The organism is Bradyrhizobium sp. SZCCHNR1043, assembly GCF_032489675.1.
Classification (GTDB): Bacteria; Pseudomonadota; Alphaproteobacteria; order Rhizobiales; family Xanthobacteraceae; genus Bradyrhizobium.
The window spans coordinates 263693-280323 of record NZ_JAUEYN010000009.1; the positions used below are offsets into that span (position 1 = coordinate 263693).

A 16631-nucleotide genomic window follows, 5' to 3' on the forward strand; every position below is an offset into this window, starting at 1 on the left:
CGATCCAGCCGCTTCGTGCGGAATGAAAAAGCAATTCCATCACCTTCAAAACCCCGCGCGCGTATTCGCGAACTTGCCGGGCACGCTGGCATTCGCATCCAGCAGCCAGCGCGCCCGCGGGGCGGCGTCCATGCCATCGACGAGGCCGAGCGCGAGCCGCTCCAGTCCGGCCCAGGCGATCATGGCGCCATTGTCGGTGCAGAGCTCGGGCGGCGGCATGATCAGCCGGGTGCCGGCCTGCTGCGCGACGTCGTCGAGCGCGCCACGAATGGCCTGGTTGGCGGCAACGCCGCCGGCGGCCACCAGCGCGGTCGGCGCGCCAAAACGCTGCTTGAACAGGTCGAGGCCGACGCGCAGGCGATCGGCCGTCGAGTCCAGCACCGCCGCCTGGAAGCTGGCGCAGAGGTCGGCGATGTCCTGCTCGCTCACCTTGTCGAACCGGCCGATCTCGTTGCGCACGGCCGTCTTCAGCCCGGACAGCGAGAAATTGGCATCGCTGCGGCCCAGCATCGGGCGCGGGAAGGCAAAGCGCGCGGGGTCGCCATTGCGCGCGGCCTGCTCGACCTGCGGTCCGCCCGGATAGGGCAGGCCCAGCATCTTCGCGACCTTGTCGAACGCCTCGCCCATCGCGTCGTCGACGGTGGTGCCGAGCCGGACGTAGTCGCCGACGCCGGCGACCGCGACGATCTGGGTATGGCCGCCGGAGGCCAGGAACAGGCAATAGGGGAAGTCGATTGCATCGGTGAGGCGCGGCGTCAGCGCATGCGCCTCGAGATGGTTGACCGCGATCAGCGGCGTGTCGTGCACCATCGCGATCGCCTTGGCGGTGGTGAGGCCGACGATGACGCCGCCGATCAGGCCCGGCCCGGCCGCCGCGGCGACGCCGCCGAGCGCAGCATAGTCGATGCCGGCTTCGCGCATCGCCGCGTCGATGAGATGATCGAGCATGTCGACATGGGCGCGCGCCGCGATCTCTGGAACCACACCGCCATAGATGGCGTGCTCGTCGGTCTGCGAGCGCACCACGTTGGAGAGGATCTGCCCCTTGCCGTCCGAATCACGCGCCACCACGGCCGCGGCGGTCTCGTCGCAGGTGGTCTCGATGCCGAGCACGAGCGTTTGCGATTCGTTACCCAATCTCAACCCTTTTGGTCATTATGAGTGCGCAGAACCGCCTAACACCACGAGGTCGCCAGGTGCAATCGTCCGTCCGTTGCAGCCCGGCCGATCCGTGTTCGACGGGAGCATAGCACATGGCCGTGCTGGTGACCCGTCCCGCCCCGGACAATGAACGCACCGCGAGCGCCCTGCGCGCGCGCGGCTTCGAGGTGCTGCTGGCGCCGATGCTGCGCTTCGAGCCGGTCGCGCTGCCGCCGGACGCGGGCCGCGACGCCGCCGGCGTCATCGTGACGTCATCGAACGCGCTGCGCGCGGCGGCGCCGCAGCTCAGAGGGTCCGCATTGCTTCGCCTGCCGCTGTTCGCGGTCGGCGACCGGACCGCCGCAGCCGCACGCGAGGCCGGCTTCATGCAGGTGATCTCGGCCGCGGCCGATGCGACGGCGTTGCGCGACCTGATCGCAGACAGCGGCGTCATCGACGCCAAGGCCACCCTGCTCTATCTCGCCGGCGCCGACATCTCGCGCGACCTCGCTTCCGAGCTCGCCGAGCGCGGCTTCGATGTGGTCACCCAGACCGTCTATCGGATGGCGCCGGTCGCGGCGCTGCCGCGCGACGTCTGCGCGGCCTTCGCAGCCAACCGGATCGAGGCGGTGCTGCATTATTCGCGGCGGAGTGCCGCGGCATTCGTGGCCGCCATCCGGGCCGATGGCGTCGAAATCTCGGCGCTGGCGGTGCCCCATGGCTGCCTGTCGGCCAATGTCGCCGAGGTGCTGCGCGAGGCCGGCGCCACCCAGGTCACAATCGCGGCGCATCCGGATGAAAACGACATGCTGGAGGGCCTGACCCGTGCGCTACGGTCGTGAATGGCGTAAGAGGGCCTGCTCAATCTTGCCTCAGCCAGGGAACTTCCACCATGGTCGATGAACCCGACACCGCTGCACCGGCCTCCGACACCGGGCGGCCGAAACGGCCACCGCCGACCATCGACCTGGAGCCGACCTCACGCGAGGAGCGCCCGTCGGCCAGCGAGAGCGCGGCCGAGCGGCCGACCGCCTCGCCATGGTCCGCTCCGGCGGCGGCGATGGCCGAAGGATCGTCGGAGACCGCCGCCGAATCGCACCCGCATATGGCGCCGGACGCCGAAGCGGCTGCTGCCGCCGATGACAGGGCCGAGGAGACCATTGCTGCGGCCGAGCCGCCGCGCATGACGCCGCCACCCCGCCCGATCTCGCCCTGGATCATCGCGCCGTTCTCCGGCGCGGCCGCGGCCGCGCTGGTCATCGGCGTCGGCTGGATGCTGGGCTGGCCGCAGGTCTCACCGCCCTCGGCGATCTCGCCGCAGGCCACGGCGGTCGACGAGCTCACCTCCCGCGTCGCCGGGCTGGAGCAGCGCATCGGCAAGCCGGATGGCGCCGTGACCGGCCGGCTCGATGCCGCCGACAAGGCGATGGCAGCGCTGCGTAACGACATCGCCGGCCTGCGCGCGCAGGCCGACAAGACCGTGGCCGCCCTCAACGACGTCCGGGCGCAGCCGCGCGACGGCTCCGCGCCGGCGCCCGCACCCGAGCCGGTCGATCTCTCCGGCCTGACCGCACGCATCGACGCGCTGGAGCGGGCGAGCAAGAGCCAGAGCGCGGCGCTGGCACAGGAGCGCGCCAGGATCTCCGAGGCGGCCAAGCCGGCCGACGACGCGCCGTTGCGCCGCGTGGTCGCCGCGACCCTGCTCGACGTCGCCGTCCGTCACGGCGATCCCTATGGAGCGGCGCTGACCACCGCCAAATCTCTGGCGCCCGACGCGGCCGCGCTGAAGCCGCTGGAGGCGTTCGCCACGACCGGCGTGCCGAGCCCCGCGGCACTGAGCCGCGAGCTGCTCACCATCGTGCCGAAGCTCTCGCCGCCGGCGCCCGAGAGCACCACGGGGACCTCGATCCTCAGCAAGCTCTCGGCCGGCGCCTCGAGCCTGGTCAAGGTCGAGCGCACCGACGGCGCCGGCACCGATCGCGGCGCGGTCGTGGCACGGATCACCGCGGCGGCGCTGCGGAACGATTTCGCCGAGGCCCGCCGCGAGCTGAGGGGTCTCTCGCCTGGTGATCGCGCCCCCGCCAATGACTGGCTCGCCCGCGCCGATGCCCGCGACGCCGCGCTGTCGACCGCCCGCAAATTCGCCGACGACGCGATGAACGCGCTCGCCAAACCCGCGCAATAGGACGCCCATGTTCCGGATCGTCATTTTCCTCATCCTGGTCGGGCTCGCCGCTGCGGGCTCGGCCTGGGTCGCCGAGCAGACGGGCGACGTCGTCTTGAATTGGGGCCCGTGGCGGATCGCCATGACCTTGCCGGTGTTCGTGCTGGCGCTCGGCCTCACCATCGCCGCCTGCGTCGCGCTGTGGAACCTGATCAGCGCGCTGCTGCGGGCACCCGGCCGTATCCGCAAGGCGCACCGCGCCCGCCGGCATCAGCGCGGCCGCCACGCCATCACCCACGGCCTGCTGGCGATTGGCCACGGCGATTCGACTGCGGCGCGGCAGCACGCCGACACCGCCAGGCGGCTGGCCGGCGACGATCCGCTGACGCTGCTCCTGCACGCCCAGGCGGCGCAGCTCGAAGGCGACCGCGACGGCGCCCGGCGTGCCTTCCGCGCCATGGCCGAGCGCCAGGACACCCGCCTGCTCGGCCTGCGCGGCCTGTTCATCGAGGCGCAGCGCGCCGACGACGCCTATGCCGCGGTGATGATTGCCGACGAGGCGCTCAGGCTGGCGCCCAACGCCACCTGGGCCTCGCATGCGGTGCTCGGCTTCCGCTGCGCCGAGGCCGACTGGGACGGTGCGCTTTCGATCCTCGACGGCAACTACACCGCCGGCATGATCGACAAGCCGACCTACCGCCGTCAGCGCGGCGTGCTGCTGACGGCGCGCGCGCTGGCGCTGGAGACCGGCGACCGCGACCAGTCGCGCTCGAGCGCGATGGACGCGGTGAAGCTGGCGCCGACCCTGGTGCCGGCCGCGGTGCTCGCGGCGAAGTTCGAGAGCGAGGCGCACCAGGTGCGGCGCGCGATGAAGATCATCGAGGCGGCCTGGGCGGCGTGTCCGCATCCGGATCTCGCCGACGCCTACGCCCATGTGCGGCTCGGCGATTCGGCCACGCAGCGGCTCGCGCGGGTGGAGAACCTGGCCGCGCGGACGCCCGGCCAGGTCGAGGGCGCGCTGGCGGTGGCGCGCGCGGCGATCGACGCCGCCGAATTCGGCCGCGCCCGCGAGGCGCTGGCGCCGTTCACGGAGGATCCGACCCAGCGCGTGGCGATGCTGATGGCCGAGCTGGAGCGCACCGAGCATGGCGACGCCGGCAAGGCGCGGGAATGGGCGCTGCGCGCGGTGCGCGCCCGCCACGACCCGGCCTGGACCGCGGACGGCTATGTCAGCGACCGCTGGCAGCCAATCTCGCCGGTCACCGGCCGGCTCGACGCCTTCCAATGGCAGACGCCGGTGGCGAGCCTGCCCTCGGAGCGCAGCAGCGTGATCGAAAGCTCGGCCTTCGCCGAAGCCGTGCTGGCCCCGCCGGCCCGGCCCGCCGTGGCCGAAGCCGCAGTCGCGCCGCCGCGCGAGCCCGCACCCGAGCCCGTGGTGATCACGCCGGCCGTGCAGGACAACGAGCCGCCGCGGCCGGCGGCGGCCGCCGAGCCCGAGCAGGCCGAAAAGCTGGTCGAGGCCGTGGACAAGCCTATCGACAAGCCGGTGGATATCCCTGTGGACACGGCTGAGGACGGCAGGCTGATCGAGGCTACCGCCATCGCCGCCGAGCCGGCGCCGCCGTTGCAGGCCGCAGGCCCCGCCGAGGCCGAATCGGAGCCGGAGACCGAGGCCGAGCCGGATGCCGTGGCCGCCAAGCCGGCCGAGACGGCGGCAGCCGCCCCCACGCCGCTGTTCCGCACCCGCAACGACCTCGCCCGGCCGGCGGAGACGCCGATCCAGGCGATCGTCCCGATCATGCGGCCGCCGGACGATCCCGGTGTCGATGACGACGACCAGCCCCGCGACGAGTTCGCCGAGCAGCTCGCACCCAAGGCCCAGGCCGGCGGCTGGCGCGGGTTCTGGTCACGGTTCGGCGGCTGAGGGCAACCAGCCCCGCCGTTCCGGGTCACACCGGTTCGTTTCCGCGCCGCGGCGGCGCGCGTTGTCCTTGCCAACGGGCCGTTCGCCCGATATCAGGAGCGCGATCGCGTCGTCCGTCCCCGTGCCGGGCGCTCGCCGCTATGGTTCGCCGCAATAGCTCAGCTGGTAGAGCACGTCATTCGTAATGACGGGGTCGGGGGTTCGAGTCCCTCTTGCGGCACCACCCCCCTTCCGCAGCCGTCCTCCCTCGTTCGTTTCTCGCCGACAAGGTACTGAAAACAAAACATTTTCGGTCATTCGTGGCCGTCACGGTTTGTTCTCGTTCGTTGACAGCCGATGAAATTGTTGGCCTCCTTGTTGGCCTTTCGGGCGATGTAGCTTTGAAAAGGCCAACAGTTGGTGCGTGGCATGGCGAGTGGAAAACTTACGGACGCTGCCGTTAGGAACGCCAAGGCTAGTGGGCGGCTAGTGAAGCTCTCGGACGGGGGCGGCCTGCAACTGTGGCTTACGCCAAGCGGTGGCAAACTCTGGAATTTCGCGTATCGGTTCGGCAGCAAGCAGAAGAAGCTCGCCCTTGGCGAATACGGCAAGGCCCCGGCCGGTGTGCCACTGGAAGCTGCCAGAAGGCTAAGGGACGAAGCTGCGGGCCTCTTGCGGGACGGCATCGATCCCGCCATCCGGAAGCGCCAGGTGAAGGCGGCGCGCGCCGAGGCTCAGGCCAACACGTTCAGTGTTCTGGCCGATGAGCTGCTTGCCAAGAAGAAGCGGGAGGGCGTTGCGACTGCGACCGCTGGCAAGCTGGAATGGCTGCTCGGCCTGGCCAAGGCCGATCTGGGACCGCTGCCGATCGGCGACGTCTCCGCTGGCGAAGTCTTGCGGGTGCTGCAACCACTGGAAGCGGCCGGCAAGCTCGAAACGGCAAAGCGCCTGCGGGCGGTCATTGGTGCCGTATTTCGATATGCTGTCACGACCGCCCGTGCCAATGCGGACCCGACCCAAGCGCTGCGCGGCGCAATCGCAGCTCCAAAACCGAAGCACCGGGCGGCGATTATCGAGCCTGTCGCGTTCGGCGGCTTGCTGCGGGCGATTGACGGCTTTCAGGGCCAGCCAACGACGAAGGCCGCGCTGCAACTGATCGCCCTGCTAGCGCCGCGGCCGGGCGAGCTGCGCCACGCGACATGGGCTGAGTTTGATCTGGACGCTGCCGTGTGGAACATCCCCGCCGAGCGGACGAAGATGCGCAGACCTCACCGCGTCCCGCTTCCAGCGCAGGCTACCGCCATTTTGCGGGATCTGCATCCGATCACAGGGCGAGGCGTGGCCGGGCTTGTCTTCCCGGGCCTGCGTTCGGTGACGCGGCCGATCAGCGAAAACACGCTGTGTGCGGCGCTGCGCCGTCTCGGCTATTCGAACGACGAGATGGTCGCTCACGGTTTCCGCTCGACCTTTTCGACCCTGGCCAACGAAAGCGGAAAGTGGAGCATCAACGCCATCGAGGCTGCGCTGGCGCATGTTGAGCCGAATGCTGTGCGCCGGGCCTACGCCCGCGGCGACTATTGGGATGAGCGTGTGAAACTCATGACGTGGTGGGCCGACTATCTCGATGCGCTGCGCCAGGGTGCGCGCATATTGCAATTCAAGGAAGCGTCAGCGTGAGCAGTGGTGGGCCTAGTACGTTAAGATCGTGTGCGGGGATAGGAAGGCTATCCGATAATCCGGTCAGCACCTCCGGGTACACATCGATTGGGGTACGACACGAGTGAGCTTATGGCGGCGGCCCTTTTGGTGAACAATGGGACGCCGGCATTTCACCAAGAACGGATCAGAAAACGCGGAGTTGGCTGCGTGGAGAAGCCCCTCTGTCAGCGCAGGACAAGCCTGTTGCTATCAGCGCAGAACTAGGACCGATTGACGGTCCAATCAGCAACGGGCCGAAGACGCGCCTCTCTAAGGAATAGGGCAAGCTGCCGCCACGGCGGACGCGCGCGTTGTTGATCATGCGTTTCGAGGACAACGACGATTGACGTTCATCTTCTCGTCACCGGACTTCACCGAGCGCGCCCCTCGGTCGCCACGAGACAGGATCTGCGATCCACCGGTTGATTTCGGATTCATGCCAACCGCTGCCATTGGTGCTGATCTTGATCTGAACCGGGAATGTGCCCTCGGCGATCTTGCGGTAGATCGTGGACCGCGACAGCCCGGTCCTCGCGAGAACGGTTTTCAAACGGATGATGCGGTCCGCTTCGCGCATGGCCGGGCTGCCTCCTGCTGGCTGGTTCTGACGGCTGCTGAGAGAAGAGAGGCCACCGCCTGGCGGGCGTGCAATTGGGTTTTCGACTTGTCGGGGCGTGGCGCCCAAGCGGCGGCAGATAGGCCTAGTCAGCGTTCGAGGCCTCGGTCTTTTCCAAGGCCGATACCGTGGGCAAGGGCTAGCTCCTGGCCGAGCCGGCGGCCGGATTCGAACGCGATGCCGAGGTCGTTCTTGCGGCCGGCGAGGATGGATTCCAATTGCGGATCGCGTTCGAGGCTTTTGGCCATGTCGCCCATTGCCGAGCGCGCAGCCTTGTAGCCGGACATGTCGCCAGCTTGGTATAGGCGCTGACTGGTGTGGCCAAGCTTGTGCCAGCGCTCCACAAAGCGATCGGCGCGCCGGCTTGGATCGGTGCGAAGTTCGGTCTCGATCTGGAGCGCACGGATGGCGGGGCTGACCTGACCGGCCGCCGCCTTACGGGCGAGCTCCGGGTTGTTTCGGTAGGCGGCTTCGGCGTCATGCGAGCCATAAGGCCGCACCGCCTCGAAGGCATGGCGGGCCGTCTGTAGTTCTTTCACCTGCTCCGGACTTGCCTGCCTGCCTATCTTCCGCTCCGCGAAGATCGCATCCACGGCGCGGGCATGGCGCACGAGCGCCCGGGTCCGGACGCGACGTGCTTCCACCTCGGGATCTTGCGCCACGTTCCTTGCCGGCACTTCGGGTTCACGCCGGTCGGTTGCCGTACCACTCCTTTCCCTTTCCGGCGACCCGGGCTCGGGCCGTTGTCCGCCATATCGGTCGGACACCTCCCCAGGAACGCGAAGGCCGTCGAACATGTCGCGCAGCTTCTCCGGCATGACCTTGCGTACGATCTCGGCCACGCGCTCGCGAAACGTGATCCCACGCCGCTCGGCGTAGCTTTGGATCGGATCGGCACGGTCGTAGTCGGAAGCCATGTCCTTGGCGCGATCGCGCGACAGGGCGCGGACCAGCCGAACCTCATTGGCAAAGTCGTCACGGCCATAATGCAGGTCGACGCTGTCGCGATGCCGCGACAGGGAGACATAGCTGCTGTGGGCGTCCATGCCGGGCGTCGCCAGCACATGGACGCGGTCCACCGTCATGCCCTGCGCCTTGTGGATCGTCGCCGCATAGCCATGGTCGAGCCGATTGTAATCTTTGAGGTCGAAGCGCACGGATCGGCCATCGTCGGTCTGCACGGTCATGGATTTTGCGCTGACCTGCTCGATGGTTCCGAGCGTGCCGTTCTTGACGCCGAGCCCGCGCTCGTTCTGCAGGAACATGACCCGATCGCCGCCCGCAAAGTCTCTCGTGCCGCGCTCGACCGTCACCTCCACCTCGTCGCCGAGATTGCCCGCTGCCCGCATCCGCTCGCGCGCCGTCTCGTTCAGCGCATGGACCTCTTCGTTGGTATGGGTGAGGATGATCCGGCTCCGATCCGGCGAGGCCAGCCGGTCGCGGTCCCAACGCTCGATCAGATCCCCTCGAGCCTGCTCGCGGGTCTGGGCCTCGTGCACCAAGCCATGGGCGCGGTAAGCTCCGAGCGCATGATCCACCTTGCCGGTCGCTAGATCGCGCGTGGCACCGCGCTGCCAGTCCTCCCGCTGACGGCGCACTTCGCCGATCTCGGCGCCGCCGTGACGCTCATAAATCGACCGGAAGGCCGCTCCCGCTTCGATCGCCTGCAGCTGTTGCGGATCGCCGACGAGCACCACCTTTGCGCCAGCCTCGGCGGCATGGGACAGCACGCGCTCGAGCTGCCGCGTGCCGACCATCCCCGCCTCGTCGATGACAAGCACATTGCTCGATTTGAGCAGATCACGGCTCTGTCCCCAGCCGTGCTCCAGGCTGGCAATCGTGCGCGACGCAATGCCCGATCCGCTTTGAAGGTTTTCCGCGGCAATGCCGGACAGCGCCACGCCCCGGACCTCGAAGCCAGCCGCTTCCCACGCCTCCCGTGCCACCCCCAGCATCGCGCTCTTTCCCGTCCCGGCATGGCCGACCACGACGCTGAGATCGCGTCCACCCGTGACGTGCGCCAAGGCGTCAACCTGCTCGGATGACAGCACCAGGCCGCGCGCTTCCGCACGCGCCAAAGCCGCCCTGCGCTCCGCATCTCGCACCTCGAGGCGCTCCCCTCCCGCCAACAATTCAGCGGCACGGTGCAGGCGCTGTTCCGTCTCGATCATTCCGCGGGTTGTGAACCGATCCTCGCCGCGGGCGTCCTTACCGAGTTCGATCAGATCGGGCGTTCCCTGTATCGCGCCCATGACCGCATCGAACTGGTCGAGCCCGTCACTGTGCCGGTGCGCGAATTTTGCCAGGTCGCGGCGCGTGAAGGTCGATTGCTGCTGGGTGATCGCGTCCAGTCCAAGGGAGGGATCAGCGATGATCCGCGCGCCATTGTTGCGCGCGATCTCGCGGTGCATCTCGGCCCGGTCGGCCTCAGACTCGTCGCCCGCAATGCCTCGGATCTCAATCCGTTTGGCGGGCGCGCCGATCTGGCTTTGCGGCTCCAGCGCAATGCCCTGGGCTTCCAGGCTGCGATGGTCGATCCGCGCGTCGATGTCGAGCTGGGCCAGCCGCTCGTTGACAAGCTCGGCCCAGCGTCTGCGCCAGCGCTCGACCATCTCCGTACGGTTCCAGTCCCGTACCTTATTGCCAAAGCCGCTCTCGTCGACCGAGCGCATGGTCACCATGACATGGGCATGAGGTTTCGGCAGTCCGTCCTCCGCCCTGTCCCAATGCACATTGAGATCGGCGATCATACCGAGACCCACGAACTCGCTCCGAACGAAATCGCGGGCTAGCTCGATGCCCTGCGCCTCACTCATCTCGCGCGGAAGCGCAAACTCCACCTCGCGGGCCAGCTGGGCATCTTTCCGGATTTCGTGCGCTTCGACGTCATTCCAAAGCCGCTCGCGGTCGCTCCATGCTTCCGGCACGTTCTCCGGCAGCATGACCTCGGAATGAACGACGCCGCGCTTGGCGGAGAAATCCTGATCGCGGCCGAGCCGCTCGTCACGCAGCCGCGAGCCGGAGCGGTAGGCCGCCGATGCTACCGCGCTGCTCCCGGCCTTTCGGCCAATGACCTTGACGTGAAGATGATAGATCGCCATCGCGACCAGATCACTGGCACAGCGAAGCGCACGTCGGAACGACGTATAAGCGCGCCCTCCTCGAAAAAATCTCGGGAGGGACTACCCCGTCTCAGCTCGTCCTGATGACCTTACAGCATTCTGCGGTGTGCTCGCCCATTATTTCTCCATCGAGCTCATGGAGACGATGATGCGCAAGCCACGAGACTTTGATGCGGATCTGAAGGCACTCGAAGACAAAGCGCGCGGGCTGAAAACTCGAAAGGTGCGCCAGCTCGGCGAATTGGTCATCGCGACCGGAGCTGACACACTGACGGCTGAAGAACTGGCAGGCGCGCTGATCGTGCTGGCCGAGACGAAGGAGGCCGGGAAGAGGGAGGCATGGGCCAAGCGCGGCGCCGCGTTTTTTCAAGGACGGACGCGCTGAAATGCGCCAGCAACTGACCGCAACACGGACGGCGCTCCTGGGCAACCGGACGGCGCGCAACCGGCATCAAGCCGCAAAAGCGCGACATGACATGCGCGCGTGGCAGGTCGAACGCCGCAAGCGCACCCGGCACCTCATCGAACTCGGCGGCCTCGTGGTCAAAGCCGGCATCGTGGACCTGACCGGTGACGACCGTTCCACGATCTTGGGCGCGCTGCTTTGGATGGCTGACAAGCTTAAAAGCGGTGAGGGCGAACGGGCACGTGAGCTTTGGGCCGCGAAGGGAAAACAAGCGTTCGAAACGGACCCTGCAATGGAAACGCGCACAGTTCGTAGAATGCGCGACAATCGCACGTTGGCCGACTAACGCTTCCGCAGCAGCCCGCTTGGTGAATTGCACGATCCTAATATCAACTGCAAAGTTGGTTTGCCGCTTTACTGCAGCTCCCTTGCGACAGGAATTGAGAGCAAGGCAAACACAATTGCACCAAGCACAAGCGTGATCGCACCGACGAGAAGAAAAGCGGGTGGATACAGGCCGCTACCGCCCAGATTCAGGACGGCTCCTATCAGCGCGATGCCGAAAGCAAAGCCCACCTGACGCATTGTGACACACATGGCGGCAGCCGTCGCCGCTCGATCGGCTGGAACCGAGGAAACCGAGAAGGCCGTGATCTGAGCGTTGAACAGTGCGCACCCCGCTCCGCCCAGGAGCAGCATCGCGCCCACGGCCCACGTCGCTGCCGAGCTGGATAGATCCCTTGAAATGGCTCCCAGGAACAATGCCGCGACGCCAACCACCGTCAGTCCTCCGCCGAAGTAGAACCGTGCCGGCATACACTGCGACAAGCGCGCGCCCAGACTAGGCAGCAGGAGCATTGGTATGGTGAGCGCGGTTAGCAGCAATCCGGAGCGACTTGCATCGAGCCCCATCGGCCCGCGCATCATCTGCGGCAGATGGACGAGCAAGGACCAGTAACCGATCGAACTTGCAATAGCGGTGATACAAAGGGCAAGGAACGGAACCGACGCAAACAGTCCGAAATCAAAGGCCGGCCGCGGGTGCCTGCGCTCTACGACCCAGAACGCACAAGAAGCGAGCACGGTTGTAGCCAATGCTATCCCACGAAATCCGCCTGATGAGAGGAGCGCGTACGCTGAGGAACCGACGACTAGCGCTAGCAGGTTCGGCCCGAGCCAATCCATTGGCGGTTGAGAGCCGACACGTTCCGATTCCGCCAGCGGCGAGGCGAAGACCACGAGCGCCATACAGAGCGGAAGATTGATCCAGAAGATCCACGGCCAGCCAGCATAGGAGGCAATGATTGCTCCGAGCGGTGGTCCGACGACCATTGAGCCACCGATGACCGTACCCCAGATGCCGAAGGCCCAGGCGCGTCGCTTACCCGGATAAGCGGCCGCGAGTAGCGCCGCAGCCGCCGACGTGATCGCAGCGCCTGCGACGCCTTGCAGCACGCGCCACGCCAGCAGGCTCTCGAACGTGGTCGACGCCGCAGACAGTGCCGAGGAGAGAGCAAACAAGACGCCGCCGCCAATGAACACTCTTCGCCGCCCGTGTCGGTCTGCAAACGGACCGGCAACCGGAAGCGCGAAGATGAGAGCGAGGCTGTAGATGTCGATAATCCAGGCCTGGTCTTGCACCGGGACCCCTAAGCTGCTGGCGATGTCCGGTAGCGCTGCGGCCAGGCCCGTGAGATCGACCTGGAACAGGAATCCGCTGACACTCGCCGCAAGAAGCGCAAACCGCGGCAATCGTGAAGAAGAACCGTTATCCGCGATTGTCGGATCCTCAACCAGCGCAATTTCGAGATGTTCTGCCATCGCCTTAGGCTGGCGGAAAAACGGCTTGGCAGCGAATGAAGCATTCTCAAAATCTCATGAAACTGTATCATGTGGTTCTCATTGATCACTTCTTGCTCCGATGGTCCGTCGCCTTCCACCTTTTGCTCCATTGGTCGCGTTCGACGCCGTCGCGCGCCACCGCTCATTCACTCGCGCGGCTGAAGAACTTGGTGTGACCCAGAGCGCGGTCAGTCATCGAATTCGGCAGCTCGAGACATTTTACGGGACGACTCTGCTCCGCAGACTCAATCCCGGGGTCGAGCTGAGCGCCGAAGGAAGTTTGCTGCGAGCCGAACTTGCGATGTTACTCGACACCATGGCCGGACTGGAGCCTCGTCTGCGCCGCCGCGCCAGCCGCCAAACCGTCAGATTGGGTTCAGGCCCGGCGTTCGCCGCGTGGTGGCTCGTCAGGCGACTTCCATCGTTTCAGTCGGAGCATCCCGACATCGATGTCGAGTTCGAGCCAATCCAAGCGGAGCAGGACGCGACGAGTTCAGTCGATCTTCGTATCGTCTGGACGTCGCTTGCCGAAGCACGGCCCAGTTCGACTCAAGCGCCATTGTTTCAGGAACGGGTGGTTCCGGTGTGCGCGCCACGTGTGCTGCCTGAAGGCAAGCCGCTGGCGAATCCGGCCGGTCTGATTGAGCTTCCGCTGATTCGCAAGGGGAGCGATCCCGCCGGTGAGTGGAGTTGGGAATTCTGGTTCAAGACACTTGGCGTGAACCAGGCCGTCTCCCGCGGGCCGGTTCTGCGTGATATCGGGCTTTGCCTCACCTCTGCCGTCGAAGGCGGCGGGGTCGCGCTTGGACGCTCGCTTCTGATCGCCGACGCAGTCGCCGATGGCCGCCTCGTACCGGCGTTGTTGGCGACGCCTCACGTGTCTTCGAGCAAAGTCCATGTGGCACGTTGGCGTCCAGAACTCACCGGTGATCGAGCTATCCGGACTTTAGTCAATTGGCTTTCTCGAGAAACATTGGTTACGGCAAACTGCCCCTCGGCTTGAACACGATGCGCAGAACGCAGACCTCTGAATTGCTCCGCAACTACGGTGTACCCAATCGAAATGGCGCACCACGGCCGATGAAGATGGGCACTACTGCTTCGCTATACCTCTATGATGCAGCGGCCGCCAAAGCGATCCGGCCGGATAACCAGCGACGGACTACGATCTTCCGCTACGCCTCATGGGCGACTGTCTTCCCGATTCCGCTGGTGGTCCGGTTACCCCTCGATAGCGGCCATTTCGATCAATCGCAGGATCGACGTGATGGGCCAATAGCCGACCACCAGTCACCGTCCCAGGCGCGATAGGAGCGCGGCCGCGTTCGGCTGCCTCGCAGCCCACGTAATATTATGTTCGCCGTCGACCTGCACAAAACCTGTACGTTCAGGCATGTCACTCCCATCAAGTGAGTTGAAAGTGCATGTTGCGCTTTCGCGAATGATGGCACCGATACGATCCTGAGCTTGGTAATCGATGAGCGCGATATACTGAACCGGCGAAGCTCGCTCGACTTGGGCAATGGCTTTCTTGGCTGCCTCGGACACTCGCCGTATCGGGTCTTTGAAGAACTCGTCGAACGTGATTGTCTTCCGAGACTCGTCTACGCTGATCCGCTCATAGGTGGACGGAGCAACCAACCGCTCCTTGATTGCTCTATCACATGTCTGCACAAATTGAGCGGTGAAGGGTGCGTAGCCGCGAAGGTACGCGTGGCCTAGAACGATCACACCGAAGCTCAGAAGCATTGCAATTGCGAGCTTTGTTCTCATCTTCCTGGTCGCTTGCCGACATTGCCCACGCCGCACTCAATACCGCTCTTGGACAAGGAAGCGGAAATCGAAGGAGAGCATCTTTTGTGCGGCCGTTACTAAAAACTAACGATGTCCGATTCGAAAAGCTGCCTTCTGATCGTCTGACGGCTCGCTTCCGGTTAAACCGCGAAAGCGGACATTCTCAATGCCGCTCTGGATCGTCCGTAGGGGGCCAGAACCGGAAGTGAACGCGACAAATGGGCTAACGCGAAGGGCTATTTGTCGCCATCAATACGGTGAGCAATGTAAAGATGCGTTTCATAATCGATGTCGAGGCCGCCTCCTTGATCGTCGATTGCTTTTGCAATTTCATCGAGCAGGTCTTCACGCGTCTCTGCCGCGAGTAACCGAACGTCCGACCGCGTGCTCAGAAACTCGGTGTAGCTGGACGCCGTGTGCTGCCATTTCCACAGATAGCACTTGTGTTCAACGGGCCCGAACAACTGCGACTGGTCAAACCAGTCCTTAAACGGGCCGTTCGGTAGGTACCAAGCTTCGGGCGGCGCCCCCCACGAGCCCGTGTGACGTAGCCAAATTTGCTTAAACCGTTCCAGTAAATGTGAGGGTAGTCCGACAGGCACGTGCCCGAAGACGGCCAGTGTTCCGTTAGTCGAAAGCAGTTGGGCGGCTTTTACGAACCGCACTTCCGGGGATACCCAGTGCCACGCCTGTGCCGCAAAGATTAGAGCGAACACTGAATTTCCAACTGGCCACGCCTCGAAAGTAGCCTCGGCTAGTTTCACGTTGGCAAAACTCGCCAAAGTCTCGCGCGCGTAGCGGATCATTTCCGATCCGGGATCAATGGCGACGATCTGCAAACCCCGCTTCGCAAAGCTTTTTGTTGCTTGACCCGTTCCACAGCCAATTTCAAGAACGGCATCGGTTGGCTCTAGGTTTGCAAATGACATGACATCGTCAATCAGAGCCTCAGGGTAATCGGGTCGTGAGGCCCTGTATACGTTCGCGACCTGATCGAATGTGAAACGCTGCTCCATCGTTTGCCCCCTTTTGGCGGTTAGGGAACATAACCTGAGCGGCGTCTGCCCGTCCAACAGCCCACTTCCGCTTCGGGTCAAAAAGCCGGCGGTCGGTGCCCGGCTCCCTTATTCCGGTCGAGGCCCGGAAGCCGACATCACCGGCGGGACCGAAGGTCCGGGACGGGCCAGCAGCGGAAGTAAACGCGACAAAAGCGAAGGGCTACTTGTCGCCGTCACCTCTTTGGCAGCGCGTCGATAGCCGCTGCATACGAATCAGCAGATTGCAGAAGCCTGATGGCCCGTGCCGCCGGTGCCTTATCGGAGTCATATTGATAGCGAATCCTGATCGCGCCGATCAGCGTTTTCTTAAACTCGGACAGCGGCAGCCTCGCTTCATTGGCCAGCACCGGAATCGCAAAAATCGAACGCAGCAACCATGGTCCGATGGCTCTGATGCCGCCGAACGGGCGAACACGAATAAAGTCTAGAACATCGAACGACCGGCCGTCGGCGTCTACTAAGTGCCATTCGCCAGCGCGGGCGCGTTGGGCCGTCTCCTCAAACATCGAGCGGGGATGTGCACAGAGTTCGAGTGGCGTCGCAGCCAGATAGATGTAGCCCTCTCGCCAACAAAGCACGGGATACGAGATGTCGGGCAGATCGGCCGTCGTTTGACTCACTGGTCGCCGCAAAGTGCCAAATTGCTTGTACTCCAGGAGGCCACGATGCCTCGGTACTCTCCCTCAACGTACCAGCATACGTTGACTGAAGCTTTGCAACCCCAAAATGACAGCGGTGCGAACGAAGGTCCGGTTTAGGTCAAAGCCGGTCCTTTTGCCCCCTGGACGGCTTGCTTCCGGTCGACCTCCGGGAGCAGACGTCACCGTCCCGACTGGAAAGGTCCGCGAGGGGCCAATAGGCGACATGCCGATTGCCGACCTTTTTGGC

General features: G+C 65.1%; 13 protein-coding genes, 1 tRNA gene and 1 pseudogene. 8 read left to right on the plus strand and 7 right to left on the minus strand.

Annotated features, from left to right (window positions below):
• Positions 1-45: 45 nt before the first annotated feature.
• Positions 46-1113, minus strand: coding sequence for a tRNA (adenosine(37)-N6)-threonylcarbamoyltransferase complex transferase subunit TsaD (gene tsaD, locus QX039_RS17770; RefSeq protein WP_315740510.1), 1068 nt, complete (start codon positions 1111-1113; stop codon positions 46-48).
• A 140-nt stretch (positions 1114-1253) separates the two neighbouring features.
• On the opposite strand from tsaD, the gene QX039_RS17775 reads away from it, so the two are divergent.
• The 5 genes from QX039_RS17775 (at position 1254) to QX039_RS17795 (ending at position 6884) form a co-directional block, all read left to right on the plus strand.
• A complete protein-coding gene (locus QX039_RS17775; protein ID WP_315740497.1) occupies positions 1254-1982 on the plus strand; it encodes a uroporphyrinogen-III synthase in 729 nt (242 codons plus the stop codon).
• Positions 1983-2032: 50 nt separating this feature from the next.
• Entirely contained in the window at positions 2033-3325 is a 1293-nt protein-coding gene (locus tag QX039_RS17780) for a hypothetical protein (protein WP_315740496.1), read from the plus strand.
• A 7-nt stretch (positions 3326-3332) separates the two neighbouring features.
• Positions 3333-5228 (plus strand): heme biosynthesis protein HemY, encoded by a 1896-nt coding sequence (locus QX039_RS17785; protein ID WP_315740495.1) that lies wholly within the window; start codon positions 3333-3335, stop codon positions 5226-5228.
• 147 nt (positions 5229-5375) lie between these two features.
• Positions 5376-5451 (plus strand) — tRNA-Thr (locus QX039_RS17790).
• 185 nt (positions 5452-5636) lie between these two features.
• Positions 5637-6884, plus strand: a complete 1248-nt coding sequence (locus QX039_RS17795; RefSeq protein ID WP_315715838.1) for a tyrosine-type recombinase/integrase — start codon at positions 5637-5639, stop codon at positions 6882-6884.
• Positions 6885-7266: 382 nt separating this feature from the next.
• Here QX039_RS17795 and QX039_RS17800 read toward each other — a convergent pair whose 3' ends face one another.
• Positions 7267-7482, minus strand: coding sequence for an AlpA family transcriptional regulator (locus QX039_RS17800; RefSeq protein WP_315715837.1), 216 nt, complete (start codon positions 7480-7482; stop codon positions 7267-7269).
• A 128-nt stretch (positions 7483-7610) separates the two neighbouring features.
• Positions 7611-10622: a Ti-type conjugative transfer relaxase TraA gene (gene traA / locus QX039_RS17805; RefSeq protein ID WP_315715836.1), complete on the minus strand. Its 3012-nt coding sequence runs from the start codon at positions 10620-10622 to the stop codon at positions 7611-7613.
• Positions 10623-10791: 169 nt separating this feature from the next.
• Between traA and QX039_RS17810 the strand changes: the two are divergent.
• A pseudogene (locus QX039_RS17810) lies at positions 10792-11118 on the plus strand (conjugal transfer protein TraD).
• A gap of 1 nt (position 11119) precedes the next feature.
• Entirely contained in the window at positions 11120-11395 is a 276-nt protein-coding gene (locus QX039_RS17815) for a conjugal transfer protein TraD (RefSeq protein WP_315715835.1), read from the plus strand.
• Between the two features lie 68 nt (positions 11396-11463).
• Here QX039_RS17815 and QX039_RS17820 read toward each other — a convergent pair whose 3' ends face one another.
• Positions 11464-12870 (minus strand): MFS transporter, encoded by a 1407-nt coding sequence (locus tag QX039_RS17820; protein ID WP_315715834.1) that lies wholly within the window; start codon positions 12868-12870, stop codon positions 11464-11466.
• A 100-nt stretch (positions 12871-12970) separates the two neighbouring features.
• Here QX039_RS17820 and QX039_RS17825 point away from each other — a divergent pair, with 100 nt between their 5' ends.
• Complete coding sequence (locus QX039_RS17825) at positions 12971-13894, plus strand: LysR substrate-binding domain-containing protein (protein WP_315715833.1); 924 nt, start codon at positions 12971-12973, stop codon at positions 13892-13894.
• A 287-nt stretch (positions 13895-14181) separates the two neighbouring features.
• Here QX039_RS17825 and QX039_RS17830 read toward each other — a convergent pair whose 3' ends face one another.
• The 3 genes from QX039_RS17830 to QX039_RS17840 form a co-directional block, all read right to left on the minus strand.
• Positions 14182-14664 carry a hypothetical protein gene (locus QX039_RS17830; protein ID WP_315715832.1) on the minus strand — a complete coding sequence of 161 codons (483 nt, stop codon included), beginning with the start codon at positions 14662-14664 and terminating at the stop codon, positions 14182-14184.
• Positions 14665-14921: 257 nt separating this feature from the next.
• Entirely contained in the window at positions 14922-15701 is a 780-nt protein-coding gene (locus QX039_RS17835) for a class I SAM-dependent methyltransferase (RefSeq protein ID WP_315715831.1), read from the minus strand.
• Between the two features lie 215 nt (positions 15702-15916).
• On the minus strand, positions 15917-16363 hold the full coding sequence (locus QX039_RS17840) for a hypothetical protein (RefSeq protein WP_315715830.1): 447 nt from the start codon (positions 16361-16363) through the stop codon (positions 15917-15919).
• Positions 16364-16631: the final 268 nt, after the last annotated feature.